This is a genomic window from Levilinea saccharolytica, assembly GCF_001306035.1.
GTDB classification, from domain to species: domain Bacteria; phylum Chloroflexota; class Anaerolineae; order Anaerolineales; family Anaerolineaceae; genus Levilinea; species Levilinea saccharolytica.
In genome coordinates, this window is sequence record NZ_LGCM01000026.1 from 1 (window position 1) to 19,418 (window position 19,418).

Below are 19,418 nucleotides of genomic sequence, written 5' to 3' on the forward strand. Positions count from 1 at the left end.
CGAGGTGATCAACGGCATCATGGCTTCGTCGCTGCCGATTTGATAGGCTCCGAAGCTTTCTCCAAGGTCGCAGTTTAAATCCATGGTGGGGTCCCCTTCCTGAAATGAATGTTGGCCGGGCGGCGGTTTAGGTGACGATGACGCGGGTTCCATAGCCGCGTTTTTCGATCTCGCCGTATTCGGTGACGGGCGTGGTCCAACGAAAAACCCAGCGGGCCTCTTCGGGGCGCAGATTCACGCACCCGCGGCTCATGGTCATGCCGTAATTGGTGTGCCAGTAGGTGCCGTGGAAGGCCACCCCTGTGCCGTCGAAGAAAGTCGTCCAGGGCACACCCGGCAGGACGTAGGCCTCCAGGTCGTTGGTGAGCTGGCCGCCGCCCATGTGCTTGGACGGCATTTTGGAGATCACGCGGAATTCTCCGACGGGTGTGGCGGTGGGGATGCCGTTGATCGAACGGTCGCGTTTGAGCACACCGGTGGACACCTTGGTGCTGAAGACCAGGCGGTCTTCCTCGTAGGCCCACATCATCTGCTTTTCAATGGAAACCTCGATGCGCTTCTTCTCCGGCGGAACGTCCACCGCCAGGGGCGACATTTCTTCGGGGCGCACGATGCGCAGGTGTTCAGCGGGCACGTGGTATTCGGCGTCGTTCAGCTCGTCTTTAAGACGGTACCAGGGACCGCCGTCGGGGCCCTCATCCAGGGCGATGACCCAGTGCAGGGTGTCGCAGTACAGGCGGTAGACCTCGCTCCAGGTGTCGCGCGGTCCGGGCATATAGGCCTGGGTGTAGGGCACGCTGACTTCGGCCAGCAGCCCCCCGGCGGGGATGCGCTCGACCACCGGGTTGAGCTGTTCGCGCACGGTTTGCAGGCGGGCCGAATGCATATAGCCGCCCCACACACGGTACCACACCGGATTGTAGCCGGGGCCTTTATCGGAGACGATTTCATGGTACACGTTCACCAGTTCATCACGGTAGCGCTGCTGGACGATGCGGCTGGTGTCATCGGGCTGGGCATACACGCTCACCGAAGCGGCGGCGACACGCACAACGAAACCCGTCTCGTTCCCGGCCTTTTGGGGGGCGAAGGGACGAAAAGCCAGGCTGCCCAAACTGAGGGCGGCCAGCTTGATAAATTCACGGCGGGTGTAAGTTTTGTTCATGGTGTCGGAATTATACCAAAAATGTCTGGTTGCTGCGCGGCGGCTGCTTTCCGGGCGGGCGACGTTGCCCAAGCCCTTGGGCTTGCCTCGAAAATTGAGCCGTGATACACTTTTATCATGCCCAGAAATATCTTGGTGGCCAGTCCGTACGCGACCCTGGGAGACCTGCTCCGAGAACAGTTGGATGACGGCGAACGGTTTCAGGTGGTCGAAGCGCAGACGGGGAATGAAGCCCTGGCTGCGGCCAGCCAGACTGCCTTTTGTCTGGCAGTTTTGGATTCGGATCTGATTGATTTCACTCTGGGCAGTCTGGCGCAGATCTTACAAGAACAGCAGCCTGAGATGCAGTTTGTGATCCTGGAGGCGCGCAACCCCGGCATTTTTCTGGATGATCTGCCTCCCCACACCCTGCTGCCCCGTACATTATCCCCCGAAGAGACGCGCTACCGCATTCTCAGCCTGGTGGATGCAGAACATGCCCTGCCGCCGCGGGCGGTTCTTCCAGCAGACCTGGTCTGGCTGGAGGAGGAGGGGCTGCGCGAGACGCGCTTTGCCTCGCTGCTGCTGCAAACCACCGCCCAGGGACTGGTGGTGGCGCAGCCGGGGCGCTGCCTGGCCTGTTCGGCAGGGGTAGCGCTGGCCGAAGGGCAGGAGATCGCCCGCCTCTTGCAGCGCCAGTGGAACCGCGAAACCCGCCGCGACCTGGCCCGCCACCTGTATTTGCCGGAGCGCGCCCAGGCTCATTTCCTCTACGCCAGCCCAATTGTGGCGGATGTGCTGCTGGCGGTCCTGTTTGAACCCGGCACACCCCTGACCTATGCCCGCCAGCAAGTGCGGCGGTTGATTGAAGGGCTGCCCAGTCTGCCCCCGGCCGCGCAGATTCTGGCGGTGGAGGAACCCCCCGATGCCTCCGAATCCTTCTTAGAACGGCTGCCGGAGGTGGACGGCGAGGATTTGCCCCTGACCGAAGCGGAGCAGATCAGCCTGGCGGAGCTGCTTTCGGATCTGCCTTCTCCGGACCCGGAGGAGGGCGGGTTTGCCGTGCCGGGATGGGAACCGGAGCTGCCGCCTGCTGTGTTGGATTGGAGCCCGCCGCCCCCACCGAAAAAACCCGATACCGGCCCCTTGGAACTGCTGTTGGGCGAATCGGCCTGGGAAAAGGCGGCCGAGGCGGATGAGGCGGCAGGCCCAGAAGTGCCCGATGGACAGGAGGCGGCGGACGGCGAATGGGGCATGCAGGAAGCCAACCCAGCAGCGCTTGAGCCGGCGGCGCAAGTGCCCGAAGAAGATATCACCTTGATGGTGTTTATTGAGACGCTGAACGAGGAAACCCCCGCGCCAGAGGCCGAGCTGGAAGAGCTGGTGAAGGAAGACCTCCCGCAGCCGGAAGCCGAAGTGGAAGAGCCGCTGACGGCAGAAATCCCCGCGCCGGAAGCCGAGCGGGAAGAGCCGCTGACGGCAGAGATCCCCGCGCCGGAAACTGAGCTGGAAGAGCCGCTGACAGCAGAGATCCCCGCGCCGGAAGCCGAGTTGGAAGACCCGCTGACGGAAGAAGTCCCAGCATTGGAAGCCGAGCGGGAAGAGCCGCTGACGGCAGAGATCCCCGCGCCGGAAACTGAGCTGGAAGAGCCGCTGACGGAACAAACCCTCATGCCGGAGGCCGAAGTCGAAGAGCCGGTGATGGAAGACATCCCCGTGTTGGAAGCGGAAGTGCCGCTGACGGAAGATATCATCGTGCTGGAAGCGGAAGAGACGCTGGCGGAAGAAATTCCACAGCTAGAGGCCGAGCGGGAAGAGCCGCTGACGGCAGAAATCCCCGCGCTGGAGTCAACGGAGGCCTTCCCCCAGCCTGTGCTGTTCAGCCAGACCCCGCCGGAAGAGGACGAATACGGCATCCCCCTGCCGCCCTTTGTGTTTGGGCCGTCCGCCGTGGAGGAGCGCCCACCGGTGCGCCCGCTTTCGTCCCTGCTGGGCGAAGCCGCCCCGGCCGCGGTTGAACCCCCCGCCAATGGGAATCTGCCGCCCGCGCTGGCCGAGGCGGAACAGAGCGCTGAAGCCATTTCTGCCGCTCCCATTCCCGCCGAGCCGCCCGCTGAGAACGAACCCCCAGCGCCCATCAGCGCCGCCAGCGCCATGCCCACCCTGCTGCCCTGGGAGACGCGCGTGCCTCAGGAGGAAATTACCCGCCCCAGTGAGAGCAGTCTGGGCTTTGGCGCCTCGCGCATCCTGGCCCCACCCGTTTCAGACGCCATCGCTTACACCTGTGTGCTCATCCCGCGTGTGCCCCATCATTACCTGGCGGGCGATCTTTCGGACCTGCTGCAGCATGCTCTGCCGCGCATCTGCCAGGCCTTTGGCTGGGTGCTGGACAGCCTGAACGTGCATGTGGATTATTTGCAGTGGTCGGTGACGGTGACGCCGGGGGTGTCGCCTGGGAATCTGGCGCGCATCGTCCGCCAGCGCACCTCAGACGAGATGTTCCGCACCTTCCCGCGCCTGTTGGATCAAAATTTGACCGGTGATTTTTGGGCGCCGGGCTATCTGGTGGTGCGCGGCGAACAGCTCACCGCCCCGCAGCTGCTGCGCGACTTTATCCAGCAAACCCGCCGCCGTCAGGGGTACGAATAACGCCCCGCGGCGCTTTAATTTCCGTGTTTGGAAAGTAGAGGTAGGTTATGCCCCCAGTGCTGTATTTGATTGATGGTCACGCTCTGGCCTATCGAGCTTATTTTGCCCTCACCGGCGGCTCCGGCGAGCGCCTGCAAACGCGCTCCGGTGAGCCCACCGCGGGGGTTTTGGGCTTTGCCAGCGTGCTGCTGCGCCTGTTGGAACAGGACAAGCCCGAATATTTAGCGGTGGCCTTTGATACGGGTAAGACCTTCCGCGATGAACTTTTCCCCGCCTACAAAGCCACCCGCGCCAAGATGCCGGATGATCTGCGCGTGCAGATGGAGCGCATCCGCCAGATGGTGGATTTGTTCCCCTTCCCGCGTCTGGAGGTGGAAGGCTTTGAGGCCGACGACGTGCTGGGCAGCGTGGCGCGCCAGGCGGCGGAGCAGGGTTTCGGTGTGCGCATCATCACCGGCGACCGCGATCTGCTGCAATTGGCGGACGAGCGCACCATCATCAACCTGGCGGGCAGCAAACTTTCGGAGGCGCGCGATTTCACCCCCGAGGCGGTCAAGGCCTATCTGGGTGTGCATCCGCATCAGGTGGTGGATTACAAGGCTCTGGTGGGGGACGCTTCAGATAACATCCCCGGCGTGGCCGGGGTGGGCGAAAAAACCGCCACAGCCCTGCTGGAAACCTACCCCGACCTGGACAGCATTTACGCCAACCTGGACGAGATTCAGCCGCGGGTGCGTACCAAGCTGGAGGCCGGCCGCGAAAGCGCCTACCTGAGCCGCGATCTGGCCACCATCCGCACCAACGTCAGCGTGCGCCTGGACATGCAAATGGCACGTACCGACCAGCTGAACTACGAGGGCGTGCGCAAGCTGTTTCAGGAACTGGAATTCCGCAATTTGTTGGAGCGGCTGAACAAACTGATGGGCAGCGCCCTGCCCGCCGCAGCCGGGCAGCAGATGGCTTTGTTTGCCGCCGAGCCGGTCATCGCCATCCCCGACACGGCGGATTTGCCCTCAGTGCATGTGGTGGATTCGCACGCCAGCCTGCGCGAGCTGACCCAGGCGCTGGAGGCGGCGGAGGTCATCTCCTTTGACACCGAAACCACCTCCACCGATCCCATGCGCGCCGATCTGGTGGGCATTTCGCTGGCGGTGCGCCCCGGAGAGGGCTATTACATCCCCGTGGGGCACGTCACCGGCGAGCGCCAACTGCCCGCGGCCGAGGTGTTGGAGGCGCTGCGCCCCTTTATGAGCGACGCGCGCTGGCCCAAGGTGGGGCATAACCTGAAATATGATGTCATTGTCCTGGCGCAGAGCGGCTTGCCCACCGCAGGGCTGGCCTTTGATACCATGATCGCCGAATGGCTGGTGAACCCGGCCTCGCGCAATTTGGGGCTGAAGGGCATGGCCGAGTCGTACCTGAACCTGCACATGACCCACATTGAGGATTTGATCGGCAAGGGCAAGACCCAAATCGGCATGGAGCAGGTGCCGGTGGCCCAGGCGGCCCCTTACGCGGCGGCGGATGCGGAAGTGCCGCTGCGGTTGCGGCCGCTGCTGGAAAAAGAGATGGAAAGCCGCAACGCGGTGGGGCTGATGCGCGATCTGGAAATGCCGCTGATCCCCGTGTTGGTGGAAATGGAACGCGCCGGCATTGCCCTGAACGGAGCCTTCTTCGAGCGCATTTCAGGCGAGCTGACTCAGCGCCTGGGCGAGATTGAGCAGGAGGTGTACAAGCTGGTGGGGCGGCCGTTTAACCTCAACTCCACCCAACAGCTTTCGGATGTGCTCTTTAAAACCCTGCGGCTGCCCCCGCCCGACCGCCGCAAAACCACCGCCAGCGGGCATTTTTCCACCTCCGCCGAGGTGTTGGAAGCCCTGCGCGGAGAGCATCCCGTGGTAGACTTAATCCTGGAAAACCGCGAGCTGGCCAAGCTGAAATCCACCTATGTGGATGCGCTGCCGCTGCAGGTGAACCCGCGCACCGGCCGGGTGCACACCTCCTTCAACCAGACCGGTTCGGTGACCGGCCGCCTGGCTTCTTCGGACCCCAACCTGCAAAACATCCCCACCCGCACAGAGCTGGGGCGGCAGGTGCGCAGCGGCTTTGTGGCCGCACCGGGACATGTGCTGCTTTCGGTGGACTATTCACAGATTGAGCTGCGCCTGGTGGCGCACATGTCGGGCGACGAGGCCATGCTGGCGGCCTTCCGCGCCGGGCAGGACATTCACGCGGCCACGGCCGCGGCGGTCTTTGGCCTGCCGCTGGAATCGGTCAGCAAAAATCAGCGCCGTCAGGCCAAGGCCATCAATTTCGGCCTGATCTACGGCATGAGCGCGTTTGGCCTGACCCGCACCACCGATTTGACCCTGGGCGAGGCGGAAAATTTCGTCAAAGCTTATTTTGAACGCTTCCCCGGCGTCAAGCGCTATCTGGACGGCATTCGCGTGCAGGCAGCTCGCCAGGGGTATGTGGAAACCCTGCTGGGCCGGCGGCGTTACTTCCCCAACCTCTCGCAGCCGTCCAGCGTGAACCAGCGCAACCGCGAGGAGCGCGAAGCCATCAACGCCCCCATCCAGGGAACGGCCGCGGATTTGATGAAGCTGGCCATGATTCAATTGCCCGCGGCCCTGGAAAAGGCCAAACTGACGGCGCGGCTGCTGCTGCAAGTGCATGATGAATTGGTATTAGAATGTCCGCGCACTGCCCTGGAAGAAACCGCCCGTACGGTGCAGCGCGTGATGGAAGAGGCGTATTCGCTGTCAATCCCCCTGGAGACCGAGGCCCGCTGGGGGGAGGATTGGGGCAGTATGCAGGTTCTGGGGTCCCATTAATTACGCAGAAGGTATGTGACGATGAGCGGCAACCAAAAAACTTTCGAACGCGCGATGAACCTGGGCCATTCGGCTGCCTGGGACCAAAATTGGGAGCAGGCCGCCGGTTTTTACCGACAGGCGTTAGAGGAATTCCCCGAACACCCCATGGCCCTAACCAGCCTGGCGCTGGCGTTGTTTGAAGAACAGCTTTTTGACGAATCGCTCAAACTTTACCTGCAGGCCTCACAGATCATCCCCGAAGATCCCATTCCGGTGGAAAAGATCGCGCGGATTTGCGAACGGCAGGGGCGGCTGAATGACGCCGTGCAGGCCTGTCTGAAGGCGGCGGAGCTGCATCTGAAGGGCCGCAATGTGGAAAAGGCCGTGGAGAACTGGGTGCGGGCCATCAGCCTGCAGCCGGAACACCAAATGGCGCGCACGCGTCTGGCGATGGTCTATGAGCGCATTGGGCGCAAGGCTGACGCCGTGACGGAGTATCTGGCGACCGCCAGTTTGATGCAGTCCGCGGGTGAGGTGGGCAAGGCCCTGCAAGTGGTGGAATATGCCTTGCAGATTCAGCCGGATTCCGCCGACGCCAAACAGGCTCTGGTGATGCTGAAAGCCAATCAGCGCCTGCCCAAGCCGCCGCGTCCGCGGGGCGGAACCGGGCCGGTGCGCATGGCCGAGGTGCGCCAGCTGAGCGTGCCGGAGGACAGCGGCAAACCGCAGGTGGATCCCCTGACGGAGGCGCGCCAGGACGCCTTGGTGGACCTGGCGGGGCTGCTGTTTGAACAGGCCGAGGAAGCCGATGCGGCCGAACTCCAGCCGCGCCGCGGGATCAACGCCCTTTCGCGCGGCACCGGCGGGCTTTCGCTGGGGCAAAACGAACGCATGCGCATCCTCATGCACCTGGGTCAGGCGATTGAATCGCAGACTCAGGGGGATGATAACCAGGCGGCGGAGGAACTGGAGCGCGCCACGGACATCGGCATGAGCCACCCCGCGGCCTATTTTGACCTGGGGCTGCTGCGGCTGGAACGTCAGGGGCAGCGCGCCATGCGCTACCTGCAAAAAGCGGTGCGAAGCCCCAAATTCGCGCTGGCCTCCTATTTGCTGATGGCCCAGGCCTATGAGAAAGAGCTGGACTGGAGCCAGGCGGCTCAATGTTACTTGCAGGCGCTGCGGCTGGCCGATATTCAGACCGTGCCGGAAGCCCAGGCCGAAGAGCTGCGCCAACTGTATGAGCCGATCATTGACGAACTTGGGCGCGAAAGTGACACGGCCGCCCTGCAAAAACTGTGTGAGACGGTGCGCCAGCAGCTGCTGCGCTCCGATTACCGCCAATACCTGCAAAATGCGCGCCAGCAGCTGGTGGCCCAAAACGGCGACAGCCTGCCCTTGCCGCTGGCCGAGATGCTGCTGCAAACCAACAGCAGCCAGATTGTAGACTCGCTGTCTGAGGTGCGGCGGCTGACCCAGCAAAAATTGTACCGCTCCGCTATGGAAGAGGCCTTCCGCGCCATTGAGGTGGCCCCTACGTATTTACCGCTGCACACCCAGATTGGTGACATCCTGCTGCGCGAGGGGCTGGTGGAACAGGCCGTGCAGAAATTCCTGCTGGTGGCCGAGGTATATAATTACCGTGGTGAAGTGCCCCAGGCCGTGGGTTTGCTGCAGCGCGTGATTCAAATGGCGCCGATGGACATGTCGGTGCGCAACCGGCTGATTGACCTGCTGGTGGCCCAGGGGCGTATTGACGACGCCATTCACCAGTACATGGATTTGGCCAGCCTGTATTACCACCTGACCGAGCTGGATATGGCCCGCCAGACCTATGCCACGGCGCTGCGCGTGGCCCAGCAGCATTCGGTGGACCGCTCCCTATCGGTACAGCTGCTCTACCGCATCGCCGATATTGACTTGCAGCACCTGGATATGCGCCAGGCGGTGCGCGTCTTTGAGCAGATCCGCACCCTGGAGCCGGAGGATGAGAAAGCTCGCGTGCAGCTGGTCAATATGAACTTCCGCCTGGGGCAGGAAGCCAACGCCTTGAGCGAGGTGGACGGCTTTGTGGCCCTGTTGGAGCACACCGGCAAGCGCAAACAGTCCATTGATTTCGTCAAGGCGGTGATCAACGAACATCCCAACCGGCCGGAATTGATCAAGCGCCTGGCGGATTTGTACGCGCGCAACGGGCAGACCGCGGAAGCTATCGCTGAGCTGGATGGGCTGGCCGATTTGCTGCTGACGGCCGGGAATGTGCAGGGGGCGGCGGCCATGCTCAAGACCATCATCAACCTGCGCCCGCCCAATGCGGCCGATTACGAGGCTGCCCTGCGCAAACTGCAAAGCGGGAAGCTCTAGCCGTGGAGGCCCTTTCTCCTGCGGTTCGCGACCGGCTGCGCGCGGCGGCGCTGGGGGCTGCCCTGGGCGACGCTTTGGGCATGCCGCTGGAATTTGGCCCGGCCCAGCCGCTGACGGCGCTGGTGCGGGAGATGCACTCTGGGCGGCTGCCTGCCGGTTCTTTCACCGATGATACCGAAATGGCCCTGGCTTTGGCCGAGAGCCTGCTGGCCTTTACCCCCCTGAACCCCCAGGATTTGGCCGACCGCTTTGTGGACTGGCTGGGGCACAACCCGCCGGATGTTGGCAATCAGACCTATCACATCCTGAACCGGATGCGGCAGGGGCTGGACTGGGAAGCCGCCAGCCTGGAATCTTTTCAGCGCAACCCCAACAGCAGCGGCAACGGTTCGGTGATGCGCTGCTGGCCGGTGGCGCTGGCGCGCTGGTCCCAGCCGCAGCAGCTCATTGAGGAAAGCCGCTTGCAGTCGCGCGTCACCCATCCGGCGCAGGACTGCCAGGACGCCTGCGCCCTGGTGAACTGGATGATCCGCGAGCTGGCCTTCGGCGCTTCCCCAGAGCAGGCGCTGGATTCGGCCCTGGGGGCCGTGAGCGTTTCAGCGCAGGCGTTGGAAATGCTGCGCCGTGCGCCGCAGCAGCCGCGCGCTGAACTGAAAAATTCTGGGTGGGTGCTGCACACTCTGGAGAGCGCGGTTTGGGGGCTGATGACCACGCACAGTTTTGAAGAAGCCGTGGTGCAGGTGGCCAATTTGGGGGAAGACGCCGACACGGCCGCCGCGGTGACGGGGGCGCTGGCGGGGGCGGTCTACGGCCTGGACGCCATCCCGCCGCGCTGGCGAAATGCGCTGCGCGGAGAATGGCCGCTGGATTCGGGTCAGATCTGGGATGCGCCGCGCCTGTTAAGGCTGGCGGACGACCTTTTGGCTTTGAACGCGTCTGCTTAGACCAATTCGAAGAAATTTAATTCCACGTTGGATTCCAAGAACGCCTGCCGCAGGCAGGGTTCGGTTTCGGGGGTTAACCCGCTGACCACCAGACGCAGGGTGAAGCTGCCGTCGGCGGTGGTGTTGTTAATCGAGCGCAGGATGTTGCCGCCTTCGCTGGATACCAGGCTGGCCAACATGGCCAGCACTCCGGGGCGGTTGGCCTGCACGGTTCCGGCCAGGTCAATGGTGGTCCACTGCAGGGCTTGCTTGGTGATGCCCAATTCGTCCAGCGCGCGCGACAGGTCTTCCATGCGGATGGCCCCGCCGCCGGCCGCCGCGTACAGGTCTTCCAGGCCGGATGCGCCCAGGCGTTCGAGCAGATTGTCAATCTTATCGCTGCGCAGACCCGCTACATCTTCCAATGCCAGAATCCCCCGCCCGGACAAGACCGTTTTGATCTTTTGGCGGCCCTGATCGGCAGCGGCCTTGAGCGCCTCGGTGGCCAGCACCGCGCGCAGGGTGCGCGCCGTGGAGGGGTTGCAGAAGTGCAGCCAGTCTTCGCTGGGGCGAATGCGCTGGCTGCCGGTGATGACCTCCACCACGTCGCCGGGCTGAATTTTCTCCGAAAGGCGCGCCAGGGTGTCGTTGATTTTGACCGCGCTGATTTTATCCAACAAGAACTCATGCTGAATGGCGGCGATGGCGTCGAGGACGGTGGAGCCTTCGGGGACGAAGCGCACCCCGCCGGTGGGGGTCAGGAAGACCACCGGGTGGTAGCGGCTGATGTCGCGCCCTTGTTGGAGAGCGTGGACAATGCCCCACTGGTTCTCGCCTTCCATGTCGGCGGTGGCGATGGCCACTTCGACCGCGCCGTAATCGGGGAACCAGGCGGTCACCTGCAGGGCGCGGTAGCCGTTCTGCGGGCTGGCGATGTAATCATCAAAGCGGTTTTGATCCAGGTAGGCGCCCAGGTAGCGGTTGACCACCGCCAGCAGGCGGTAACAATCGGCCTCGCTGTCGTTTTCCACCACCATGCGGAAGCTGACCAGGTCGTTGACCATGGTGAAAGAATTCAGCGAGGCCCGCCGCAGACGCGCCATGCGGCGCAGCTTTTGCCAGGCCTGCCAGTAGCCGTTGACGATGATTTCCACCCGCCCCGGGATGCCCTCGCGGTCCATCAACTGCCCCAATTGCTGCAAGGTGGTGTTGATAAATTCCGGCTTCATGCGCGGGTCGCCGTCAATGCGCTCGCGCACAAAGGCAAAAGTCTGCGGGTCAGCGTGGGGGAAGGCCATGTCTTCCAGCCAGCGCCGCCAGCGGTAGCAATTCAGGATGCCCGCCAGTTTGCCGTAGGCGCGGATGGCTTCTTCGGCTTTGCGCGCGGCTTTAAGGCTCTGCATGTGTTCCAGGGTCATGATGTTGTGGCTTTTATCGGCCAGCTTGACCAAAAAGACCCCGGGATCGCGGAACATGGCAATTTTGCGCAGGGTTTCCAGCTCGCGCGAGCGGCCGTTATGGGGTGTGCTCAGTTTGGTGACGCCGTCCACAATAAAAGCCACGCGCTCCCCCAACTCTCCGGGGAAGCGCGCGCGAATTTCATCTAAAGTCACTCCACGGTCTTCCGTGGAGTCGTGCAGCAGGGCAGCGATGGTCCAGGCTTCGTTTTGCACCAACCGGTCCAGAAAATCGGCAACCCAGCCGCAGTGAACTTCAAAATACGGCTCGCCGCTCAGGCGCTTCTGTCCGGCGTGAATCTCCCGACCCCAGGTGTAGGCTTCGGCGATGGCCGGGGTGCGTGCTTGAAATTGATACGGGTTAAATTGAGGATCCAGCCGGGGCCGGATTTCCTGAATCAGATCCACTTTGACCATACTTACTGCCAACCTCCTGCTTTCGGGCCAGGTAAACAACCGTTAATGTCCTTGATCATAGCACACATTTGGGTCAGCGAAGAGAGTGTTTGCGCCCGATATATAAGAGATGTTCGGCGGAAGGGAGCAGGGTGGGGTCGCGGGCGATGCGCTCGTTGAGATCGGCCCAGGCTTCAAAGGCGTCACCCTCCAGGGCGTTGATGTGGGTTTCCAGGCGCGAAACTGCCCCCTCGCAGCCCACCATTTCCACCGTTTGCAGGCCGCAGCTCTCCATCAGGGGGATGATTTCATCCGGATGACAGAAATAGGCGTCGGTAAAACCCGCCCCCTGGTCTTCATTCACGCCGGTGGTCATCAGGCGTTCCACTTCGTCCGGCTTTTCAATGGGCCACATTGGGTCTTCGCTGGCGGCCCAACGCACCACCGCCAGACGGTTGATAAAGGCAGCGGCCAGCATCCCGCCGGGCTTTACAATGCGCAGGCTTTCGCGCACGGCGCTGCGGCGCTGATCTTTGACCACCAGATGGTAGAGCGGGCCGAGGAGCAGAACTGCGTCAAAGCTCTCGTCGGCAAACTGCGAGAGGTCGAGGGCGTTGCCGCAAACCACTTCGGCCAGGGTTACCCCGGTTTCGGCGGCTTTATCCTGCGCAAAGGCCAGGTTGCCCGCCGAAAGATCCAGTAAGGTGACGGTGTAGCCTTGCTGGGTGAGGGGGATGGCGTAGCGCCCGGGGCCGCCGCCGATATCGGCGATGCGCGCCGGGGCGGGGGGCAGGTGACGGGCCAGCGCGCGCAGGGTCAGGGCATATTCGGTGCGGTGGCGTTCCAGGCGCTGCCATTCACGCAGGGTGTTGTTGTCGTAATAGCGTTCCACTCGTTTCATGCAAGTTTCCTGGGTTGGGTGGGGATGAGGCCGCTGGCTAGCGGGGAAGGGCTTTGCGGCGGTCCTTGTGGCGATACAGGCGCTGATCGGCAATTTTTAGGAGCCTGTCAGCGGATTTACCATCTTCTGGGAACAGACTCAAGCCGACGCTGACGGTGATGGGTTGGCTGATTTCTTCGTGAAAATCAAAAACTTCCCGTTCGAAAAATTCGAAAATTCGCTGACGCACTGATTCGGCCACTTGCTTGTGCGTTTCGGGCAGGATGACAACCAGCTCATCCCCACCGTAGCGAGCGACAAAATCCGTATCCCGCACCAGAGTGGGCAATTTCTGGCTGAACCAGATGAGGGCCTGATCGCCCACGGGATGGCCGTAGGTGTCGTTGATCTGTTTAAAGCCGTCCAGATCCAGGATCAATAGAGCAAAATGGTGGTGATAGCGCGCAGAACGGCGGATTTCATCTTCCAGCTCGCGGTCCATGGCGCGCCGGTTGGGCAGGCCGGTGAGGGCGTCGCTGAAGGCCTCTTGCTGGATGATGGCGTGCAGGCGGGCGTTCTCGATGGCGATGGCAGCCTGATCGGCCAGCAGGCGCAGCGGGCGAAGGGACTCGGCGGAATATTGGCCGGGCTGCAAAGCCGCCAGATTCATCACCCCCACCACGTGATCCTGCACCACCAGCGGCAGGCTGACGATGCTGCCCTGCCAGCCCAGCCCGGAAGACAGGTAGAGCGGGTGAGTCTGCAAATCATCCACCAGGATCATTTTTCCCGTGCGGGCCACCGTGGCGGTCAGACCCTGGGGGCGCGGTTTGGAAAAGGGCACATCCTTGCGTCCATCTTGCCACAGCGAGGCCCCAAATTCCAGCGTGCCGTCTTGATACAGAAAAATGTGGGCGTCGTGAGTGGGGGGCGACAGGCGAAAAACGCCCGCCATGACAGCGTCCAGCACTTGTTTTAAATCCAGGCTGGCGGTGAGCTGCAAGCTGGACTGCAGGATGGTTTCCAATTCGTGGTTGCGCACTTCCAAATTCACCAAAAGCTGGGCGGTCTGGATGGCGGACACGGCCTGGGTGATGAGCAGCACCGCCGCTTGGGTATCCTCGGCGGAAAAGCGCGCCTCGCCCACCCGGCGGGTGAGGGCCAGCAGCTGGTTGGAGGGATCTTCCTGGGTGAAAATGGGGATGAGCAGCAGATCGCGGATGCCACAGGTGCGGAGGGTCTCGGCGCTTTGCGGGCTGTCGATCACCCACGGGGTGCGCACGGATAGGACAGCGGGCAGGTTGAGACTGGGCAGGAAGGCCAGCAGCCCCTGAAGCTGATCTTCCTCCAGGGTGTGTCCCGGCTCGACTCTGGGTTGGGGGTGGGCGGGGTCGCGGCCGGCGTGAATCAGAGCGTAGCCGATGCGGGGGATGAGCTGTCGAAAGGCAGCCAATAGTTCCTGAAGGGTGGCCTGGGGGGTGGTGCAGGCGCTGATGCGCGTTAAAGCTGCCGCTAATTCCGCGATGCGGCTGGAAGCAGGATCAAAATTCTCGCTGTTGCTTGAACCATTTTCCACAGGATATACAGCTTTCAGAATAGGGTCTAGTTTGGATTGTACCAAAAAAGGCGGCGCGCGGGGGGGAACTCAGCCTGCCAACCGCCGGGGGCGCATGTTGCGCAGGCGGCCGGTGACGGCCTTGCCCAGGCCCAGGAAGCGCCCCTGTTCATCCACCACCACGGCAGCTTCCCCGTGAGCGAAGTGCTGGGGGGTGCCGGGCAGGTCTTCGCCGCGCAGCCAGGCGGCGCTTTGGGCGGCGTCGAGGATTTCACGCCCGCTGCGGTGCTGGTCAAAAAAGCGGCTGACCCAATCATGCCCGGGCTGAAAACCGTCTGGGGTGTCGGTGCCCAGCGGCAGGCCGATGGATTCATGCGGCAGGTCGCCAAAGCGCGAGAGGAAAGCGCGCGGCACAGCCCACACCTGCGGGCCTTTCTGCCACAATTCCAGGTTGCAGTTTTCCAGCACCGTTTCCAGCGGAAAGCCGTAGCGTTCCCCCTGGCGCAGCGCCAGGTCGCGCACGCGGGCCGCCGGCAGGGGGGCCATCCCCTCGCGGGTGAGGGAGCGGGCGGGGGGGCCGCCTTCGGGGGCGGCCACGGGGGCGCGCTTTTGAATCAGGGCGCTGAAGAAGCCGCTGGTGCCAAAGCGGTGCGGCCACAGGCGGGCGGCGCGCTGCACAGCGGGGTCAAAATCGCGCTGGCCGTCGCTGCTCAGGCCGGGGGCCGGGGCGGGCAGGCGGCGGCTGAGATCCACAATTTCCACCGCGCCGGGAAAGCGCCGCAGCAGTTCATCCAGCACACCCTCATCCTCTTCGGGGGAGAGGGTACAGGTGGCATAGACCACCTCGCCGCCGGTTTTGAGGGCCTGAAAGGCGCTGATGAGCAGATTGCGCTGGCGCACCGACAGGCTGTCGCGTTCGCGCGGCGAAATGGCGCGCATGGGGTGCGATTCGGTGGAACGCAGATTCTGCATGCTGCACGGGGCGTCCAGCAGCACGCGGTCGAAGGTTTCGGGGAACCAGGCCCCAAAGCGTTCACCAGCAAAGCAGGTGACGGCGTGGTTCACCGAGCCCCAGGTGTGCAGCACCAGGCGCAAGGCGTGGATGCGGCTTTGGCTGGAATCGTTGGCCAGCACCAGCCCCTGATCGCCGGATCGGCTGATGAGGTGGGTGGTTTTTCCGCCGGGGGAGGCGGCCAGATCCAAGGTGAGCGGGGGTTCGCCGTTGTGGGGGGTGAAAAGCTCCACCGGCAGCATGGAGGCGGCGTCTTGAATGTAATAATGCCCCAATTGATGTTCCAGGGTCTGGCTGATGGGGCGGGCGGCCTGATGCACCCACCAGCCCGTGGGGCAGTAGGGCACGGGGCTGGTTTCCCAGCCGTAGGCGGCTGCCCAAGCGCCCAGGGCCTGGGCGGGGTCAGCCACTTTGAGGGGGTTGGCGCGCAGAGCCTGAGAAACTGGGCGCTGTAATTCGGCCAGCAGCAGCGGCAACTCTTCGGCGCTGACCAGCGGCAGAAAACGCTGGAGGGCGTCGTTTTGGGCTTCAACTGGGCTGGGGCGGGGCGACCCGCGGCGTTTACGAGCGCTCATGGTTGCGTGTGAATGCAGAAGAAAATTTCTGGGCCAATTTGCAACTCCTGGACCGTCCAGGGGAGTTCCCCTATTGTACTGTAAACCAGCTTGCGCTGCTGTTCGGCCAGGTCGTGCCGGCCGGTGAGGCTGCTGGCGGGCAGCGAAACCACCAGCCAGCGGGTGTTCAGGGCCGTCCACATGCGCCGGTTGCAGCCGCGCTCGCGTTGTTCAAAGCGGTGGGCTTCTTTGAGGAAGAAGGTCACGTCCGCCAGCTCGTCGGGCGGCTGAAGGAGAATATCGCGCAGCTCGGCCAGAGGCGGGCGGCCGCTGAGGCGCAGGAACTGGTTCAGCAGGGCCACGCGCGGCTGGTGAATGTCATAGGCATGGTAGTGCGCGTCCGCGGGCAGGCCCATCCACGGCAGGCCCAGGGGGTGCAGGGCGCAGGCCAGGTCAGAAATCACCCGCGGCTGGCCGGTGACGGCCCACAGCTGGGGATACAGCCCATCCAAATGGGGGAGGCGTTCGCGGGTGGAGGCGTGGGCGCTCATCAAGTCCCAGCACACCTGACGCACGGCCTGCGGATCGGGTTGCGCAAAGGCGGCCTGCAGGGCGGCCTCGGCGGCGGGGTAATCGGGGTCGCCCAAATAGGGGGCCATGAGGTTGTGCAGCTTGTGTTTGGCGTTTTTGAGGGCTTCTTTGGGGCTGGCGCCGGAGGCTCGCTCTTTTTCCAGCAGGTCGCGCACGGTTTCGGCGGGGATGCCCAAGTGGCGGTATTTGCGCGAGGACAAAATCTGCTCGATTTCGGCCTCAAATGGGAGGGTTCGGGGGGTGGGCACGGCGGCGGGCTTTCTCAGCGGCTCAGACGGTAGACCACTTCGGTGGAGAACTCAAAGCGCCGCACCTGCCAGTTTTGACCGGCGATGAGAGCTTCAAAGCGCGCGCTGTAATTTTCGCGCATGCCCTTACCGTGACCCCCCAGGCTTTGGGCGGGGAAGGAGACGATGACATGTTCGGCGTTCAGGCTTTGCAGCAGCTTCAGGCTGATATCGCGGTCCAATTGTTCCAGGCAGGGCAGGGTTTTGAGCACGAAGGCTGCCTGCACGGGGGCGGCGGGCGGGCCGTCCACCAGATCGCACAGGCTGGCTTCCCCGGTCAGATCGATATGGGCGAAAAAGGCGTTGAGAAAATCCACCAGTCCGGTGTAGATATCGCAGGCGGTGTAGCGCGCATCCGGCGCCAGCGGCATCCAGGCGGCGGCCAGGGGGTTCAGCCCGCAGGCCAGGTCGCACACGGAGTGCAGCGGGCCGATGCCCTCCAGCACGGTGGGGAAAAAAGCGTCCAAAAGGGGCAAACGTTCGCGGGTGGAGACGTGGCTGGCCATGACGCGGCGGCAGAAGCTGCGCAGGGCCTCATCCTGGCGGTCGTGGGCCAGTTCGTCCATCTCCAAAGACCAGCGCGGAAAATCCAGGCCGTCTTCCTGATAGGCGCCGCCCACTTGATGGAGTTTGCTGCGCACGGCCTTGACCGTGTCCTTGAACCCGCGGCCTTTAGCCAGTTCCTGGGCCGAAACCCGCCGCACCAGCCCCGGGTGCAGCCCGCGGTAGCGCGCGCCTTCGCTGACGGCGGTGATGAGGGTCTCCAGGTCAAATTTGCGGCTCATAGGGCTTGGGATGGGGCCAGCCGGGCGGTCAGGCGGGTCATAAAGCGCAAATTGTGCAGGGTGGCCAGGCGGAAGAACAGGCTGTCATTCATTTTGAAGAGGTGGTGCAGGTAGCCGCGCGAATAGCGGCGGCAGCACAGGCAGTCGCAGCCGTTTTCCAGGGGCAGATCGGCTTTGACATGGCGTTCATCGTTGATGTAGAGATACTGCAGCCAGTCGCCGCTCAGCGGGCCTTCGCCGGCAAAGGTGTACAGGCGTCCGTGGCGAGCGTCGCGGGTGGGCATGGCAGAGTCAAAAATCTGGTAGCCCAGCTGGTAGCAGGCCTGCACGTTGTAGGGGTGGCCGACTCCCAGGGCGTGCATGGGGAATTCGGCGGGGATCAGTTCGCGAGAGATGCCGAGGATGTCGGTCAGCAGATGACCGGCGCCGTCCAGCGGCCAGCCCCCATAGCCGTAGCCGTCAAAGCCGATTTCCAAAAGCTGTTCGGCGCACTGCCGGCGCAATTCGGGGAAACCGCCGCCCTGCACCACGGCAAAGAGGCGCGGGCGCTGCTCCGGCTCCCATTTCTTTTGGGTGGCCAGGCGGTCAAATTCGCGCCGAGCGCGTTTGGCCCAGGCCACGGTGCGCTGCACGGAGAGGCGCTGTTCTTCCTCGGAAGAATCCACGTGGGTGCAATCGTCCAGGCAGATGACCACATCCGTGTCGTAGGCCAGCTGGAGTTGCACGGATTTTTCGGGGGTGAGCTGGAATTTTCGCGCCGCACCTTCGGGTTGGAAGGTGAGGCCGCGCTCGGTGAGCTGGCCAAAGCGCGGGTTTTGACGGATGAGAGAATAGGCCTGAAACCCGCCTGAATCGGTGACGATGGGGCGCGGCCAACCGCTCATGGCATGCAGCCCGCCCAGGGATTGAACCGTGCTGGAACCGGGGCGCTGCATCAGGTGGAAGGAGTTCATCACCACGGCTTCCACACCCGCCGCCAGCAGGTCTTCGGCATCCACCGCGCGCACCACCCCAAAGGTGGCGTCGGGCAGGTAGATGGGAAACTGCATCTGTCCGTGGGGCAGGCTCAAGGCGGAAGGGTAGGCCGGGATCATACGCTGATTATGCCTTAGGATGGCGCGCGGCGCAAGCGTTTGCTTTGGGTTGGGGGCTAGGGGGTCTCGGCCAGGGTTACGTAGAAGAAGTCGCGCTTGGAGGGGTACAGGTAGCGTCCGGTGTTAAAGTTCATCTCTGGGAAGAGCGGCTCGGTGTTCAGATTTTCGCGCACGGCGGCGAAGAACACCCAATACTCGTTGATGTCCAGCAGCATCCCCTGCCAGCAGCCCACCGCCTGCATGCTGCGCGCCAGATTGGGCATATCCAGACTGGAGCCGGCGAAGTAATACAGCACCTGCCCGGGCTGATCCAGGCACAGGCCGGAACGCCAGGTGACGATGTCGCCGTCCAGGCTGCCGCCCCAATCCGCGATGGAATTGCTGTACACCTGCTCGCTGATCTGCCCCTGCTGGATCATGGGAAGCGCGTTCTGCCGCCAGGCGATCATGGCGTAGGGGTTGCTCAGCTCGTCCCACGCGCCAATTTCCACCTTGCCGTCGGGGTAAATGCCCACCGTGGCCAGGTGAGAGCGGGCGGCGATGGAGGTGAGGTTGTTGGCCATCGCGCCAAACATGCCGTGAGTGGAGAGGAAGCCCCCGTTAAAGGTGGCCAGCAGGTAGCCTTCGCGCCGGTCGCTGTACGGCATGATCCCGTCCAGCCCCAGGGCCTGGGTGGCGGGCTCTTCGGAGCCGAGAACGAAATGCAGGCGGGTTTGCTGCAGATCAAAAGCCACCACCCCCACCAGGGTGTAGGGGCGGTTGGGGTCAGGCTGCAGGAAGGTGCGGTAACCCGCGGGCTGCCTCTGGGGGTCAAAGAGGTACGGCTCCCAGGCACCTTCGCCCTGAATGCTGCCCAGGGGTGCCACATCCGCCAGCCAGAAACCGCTGGGGGTGGGGCTGGGGGTGGGCGA

Annotated in this window: 13 protein-coding genes and 1 pseudogene; 4 read left to right on the plus strand and 10 right to left on the minus strand. The window is 63.4% G+C overall.

Annotated features, from left to right (window positions below; translation table 11 throughout):
• Positions 1–84 (minus strand): LamB/YcsF family protein (locus ADN01_RS20310; protein WP_407936232.1); only part of this gene is annotated, 84 nt, incomplete at its 3' end.
• A 43-nt stretch (positions 85–127) separates the two neighbouring features.
• Positions 128–1,165, minus strand: a complete 1,038-nt coding sequence (locus tag ADN01_RS06055; protein WP_147238929.1) for a L,D-transpeptidase — start codon at positions 1,163–1,165, stop codon at positions 128–130.
• 117 nt (positions 1,166–1,282) lie between these two features.
• Here ADN01_RS06055 and ADN01_RS06060 point away from each other — a divergent pair, with 117 nt between their 5' ends.
• From ADN01_RS06060 to ADN01_RS06075, 4 genes are read left to right on the plus strand one after another with little or no spacing between them, the layout of a single operon-like run.
• Positions 1,283–3,793: a transposase gene (locus ADN01_RS06060; protein ID WP_062419662.1), complete on the plus strand. Its 2,511-nt coding sequence runs from the start codon at positions 1,283–1,285 to the stop codon at positions 3,791–3,793.
• A 47-nt stretch (positions 3,794–3,840) separates the two neighbouring features.
• A complete protein-coding gene (polA, locus tag ADN01_RS06065; RefSeq protein WP_062419661.1) occupies positions 3,841–6,627 on the plus strand; it encodes a DNA polymerase I in 2,787 nt (928 codons plus the stop codon).
• A gap of 21 nt (positions 6,628–6,648) precedes the next feature.
• Positions 6,649–8,973 carry a tetratricopeptide repeat protein gene (locus ADN01_RS06070; protein WP_062419660.1) on the plus strand — a complete coding sequence of 775 codons (2,325 nt, stop codon included), beginning with the start codon at positions 6,649–6,651 and terminating at the stop codon, positions 8,971–8,973.
• Between the two features lie 2 nt (positions 8,974–8,975).
• A complete protein-coding gene (locus ADN01_RS06075; protein ID WP_062419659.1) occupies positions 8,976–9,917 on the plus strand; it encodes an ADP-ribosylglycohydrolase family protein in 942 nt (313 codons plus the stop codon).
• Here the strand turns inward: ADN01_RS06075 and ADN01_RS06080 are convergent.
• The 8 genes and pseudogenes from ADN01_RS06080 to ADN01_RS19620 form a co-directional block, all read right to left on the minus strand.
• Positions 9,914–11,770 carry an HD domain-containing protein gene (locus ADN01_RS06080; protein ID WP_062419658.1) on the minus strand — a complete coding sequence of 619 codons (1,857 nt, stop codon included), beginning with the start codon at positions 11,768–11,770 and terminating at the stop codon, positions 9,914–9,916. The genes ADN01_RS06075 and ADN01_RS06080 overlap by 4 nt on opposite strands.
• Before the next feature lie 73 nt (positions 11,771–11,843).
• Entirely contained in the window at positions 11,844–12,650 is an 807-nt protein-coding gene (locus ADN01_RS06085) for a class I SAM-dependent methyltransferase (protein ID WP_062419657.1), read from the minus strand.
• Between the two features lie 37 nt (positions 12,651–12,687).
• On the minus strand, positions 12,688–14,205 hold the full coding sequence (locus ADN01_RS06090; protein WP_062419656.1) for a GGDEF domain-containing protein: 1,518 nt from the start codon (positions 14,203–14,205) through the stop codon (positions 12,688–12,690).
• A gap of 69 nt (positions 14,206–14,274) precedes the next feature.
• Positions 14,275–15,771 (minus strand): tRNA pseudouridine(55) synthase TruB, encoded by a 1,497-nt coding sequence (locus ADN01_RS06095; protein WP_075071013.1) that lies wholly within the window; start codon positions 15,769–15,771, stop codon positions 14,275–14,277.
• Positions 15,768–16,589: a class I SAM-dependent methyltransferase gene (locus tag ADN01_RS06100; protein WP_062419655.1), complete on the minus strand. Its 822-nt coding sequence runs from the start codon at positions 16,587–16,589 to the stop codon at positions 15,768–15,770. Before ADN01_RS06100 ends, ADN01_RS06095 begins: the two co-directional genes overlap by 4 nt.
• 14 nt (positions 16,590–16,603) lie before the next feature.
• Positions 16,604–17,413, minus strand: coding sequence for a class I SAM-dependent methyltransferase (locus ADN01_RS06105; RefSeq protein ID WP_062419654.1), 810 nt, complete (start codon positions 17,411–17,413; stop codon positions 16,604–16,606).
• Positions 17,410–18,507: a tRNA-ribosyltransferase family protein gene (locus tag ADN01_RS06110; RefSeq protein ID WP_062419653.1), complete on the minus strand. Its 1,098-nt coding sequence runs from the start codon at positions 18,505–18,507 to the stop codon at positions 17,410–17,412. The genes ADN01_RS06105 and ADN01_RS06110 overlap by 4 nt, the downstream gene beginning before the upstream one ends.
• A 56-nt stretch (positions 18,508–18,563) precedes the next feature.
• Positions 18,564–19,418: pseudogene (locus tag ADN01_RS19620) on the minus strand (hypothetical protein); the annotation flags it as partial.

Coding starts and splice junctions, on each gene's coding strand:
- ADN01_RS06055 (WP_147238929.1), bottom strand. CDS start 1,165: ATGAACAAAACTTACACCCGCCGTGAATTTATCAAGCTGGCCGCCCTC.
- ADN01_RS06060 (WP_062419662.1), top strand. CDS start 1,283: ATGCCCAGAAATATCTTGGTGGCCAGTCCGTACGCGACCCTGGGAGAC.
- polA (WP_062419661.1), top strand. CDS start 3,841: ATGCCCCCAGTGCTGTATTTGATTGATGGTCACGCTCTGGCCTATCGA.
- ADN01_RS06070 (WP_062419660.1), top strand. CDS start 6,649: ATGAGCGGCAACCAAAAAACTTTCGAACGCGCGATGAACCTGGGCCAT.
- ADN01_RS06080 (WP_062419658.1), bottom strand. CDS start 11,770: ATGGTCAAAGTGGATCTGATTCAGGAAATCCGGCCCCGGCTGGATCCT.
- ADN01_RS06085 (WP_062419657.1), bottom strand. CDS start 12,650: ATGAAACGAGTGGAACGCTATTACGACAACAACACCCTGCGTGAATGG.
- ADN01_RS06095 (WP_075071013.1), bottom strand. CDS start 15,771: ATGAGCGCTCGTAAACGCCGCGGGTCGCCCCGCCCCAGCCCAGTTGAA.
- ADN01_RS06105 (WP_062419654.1), bottom strand. CDS start 17,413: ATGAGCCGCAAATTTGACCTGGAGACCCTCATCACCGCCGTCAGCGAA.
- ADN01_RS06110 (WP_062419653.1), bottom strand. CDS start 18,507: ATGATCCCGGCCTACCCTTCCGCCTTGAGCCTGCCCCACGGACAGATG.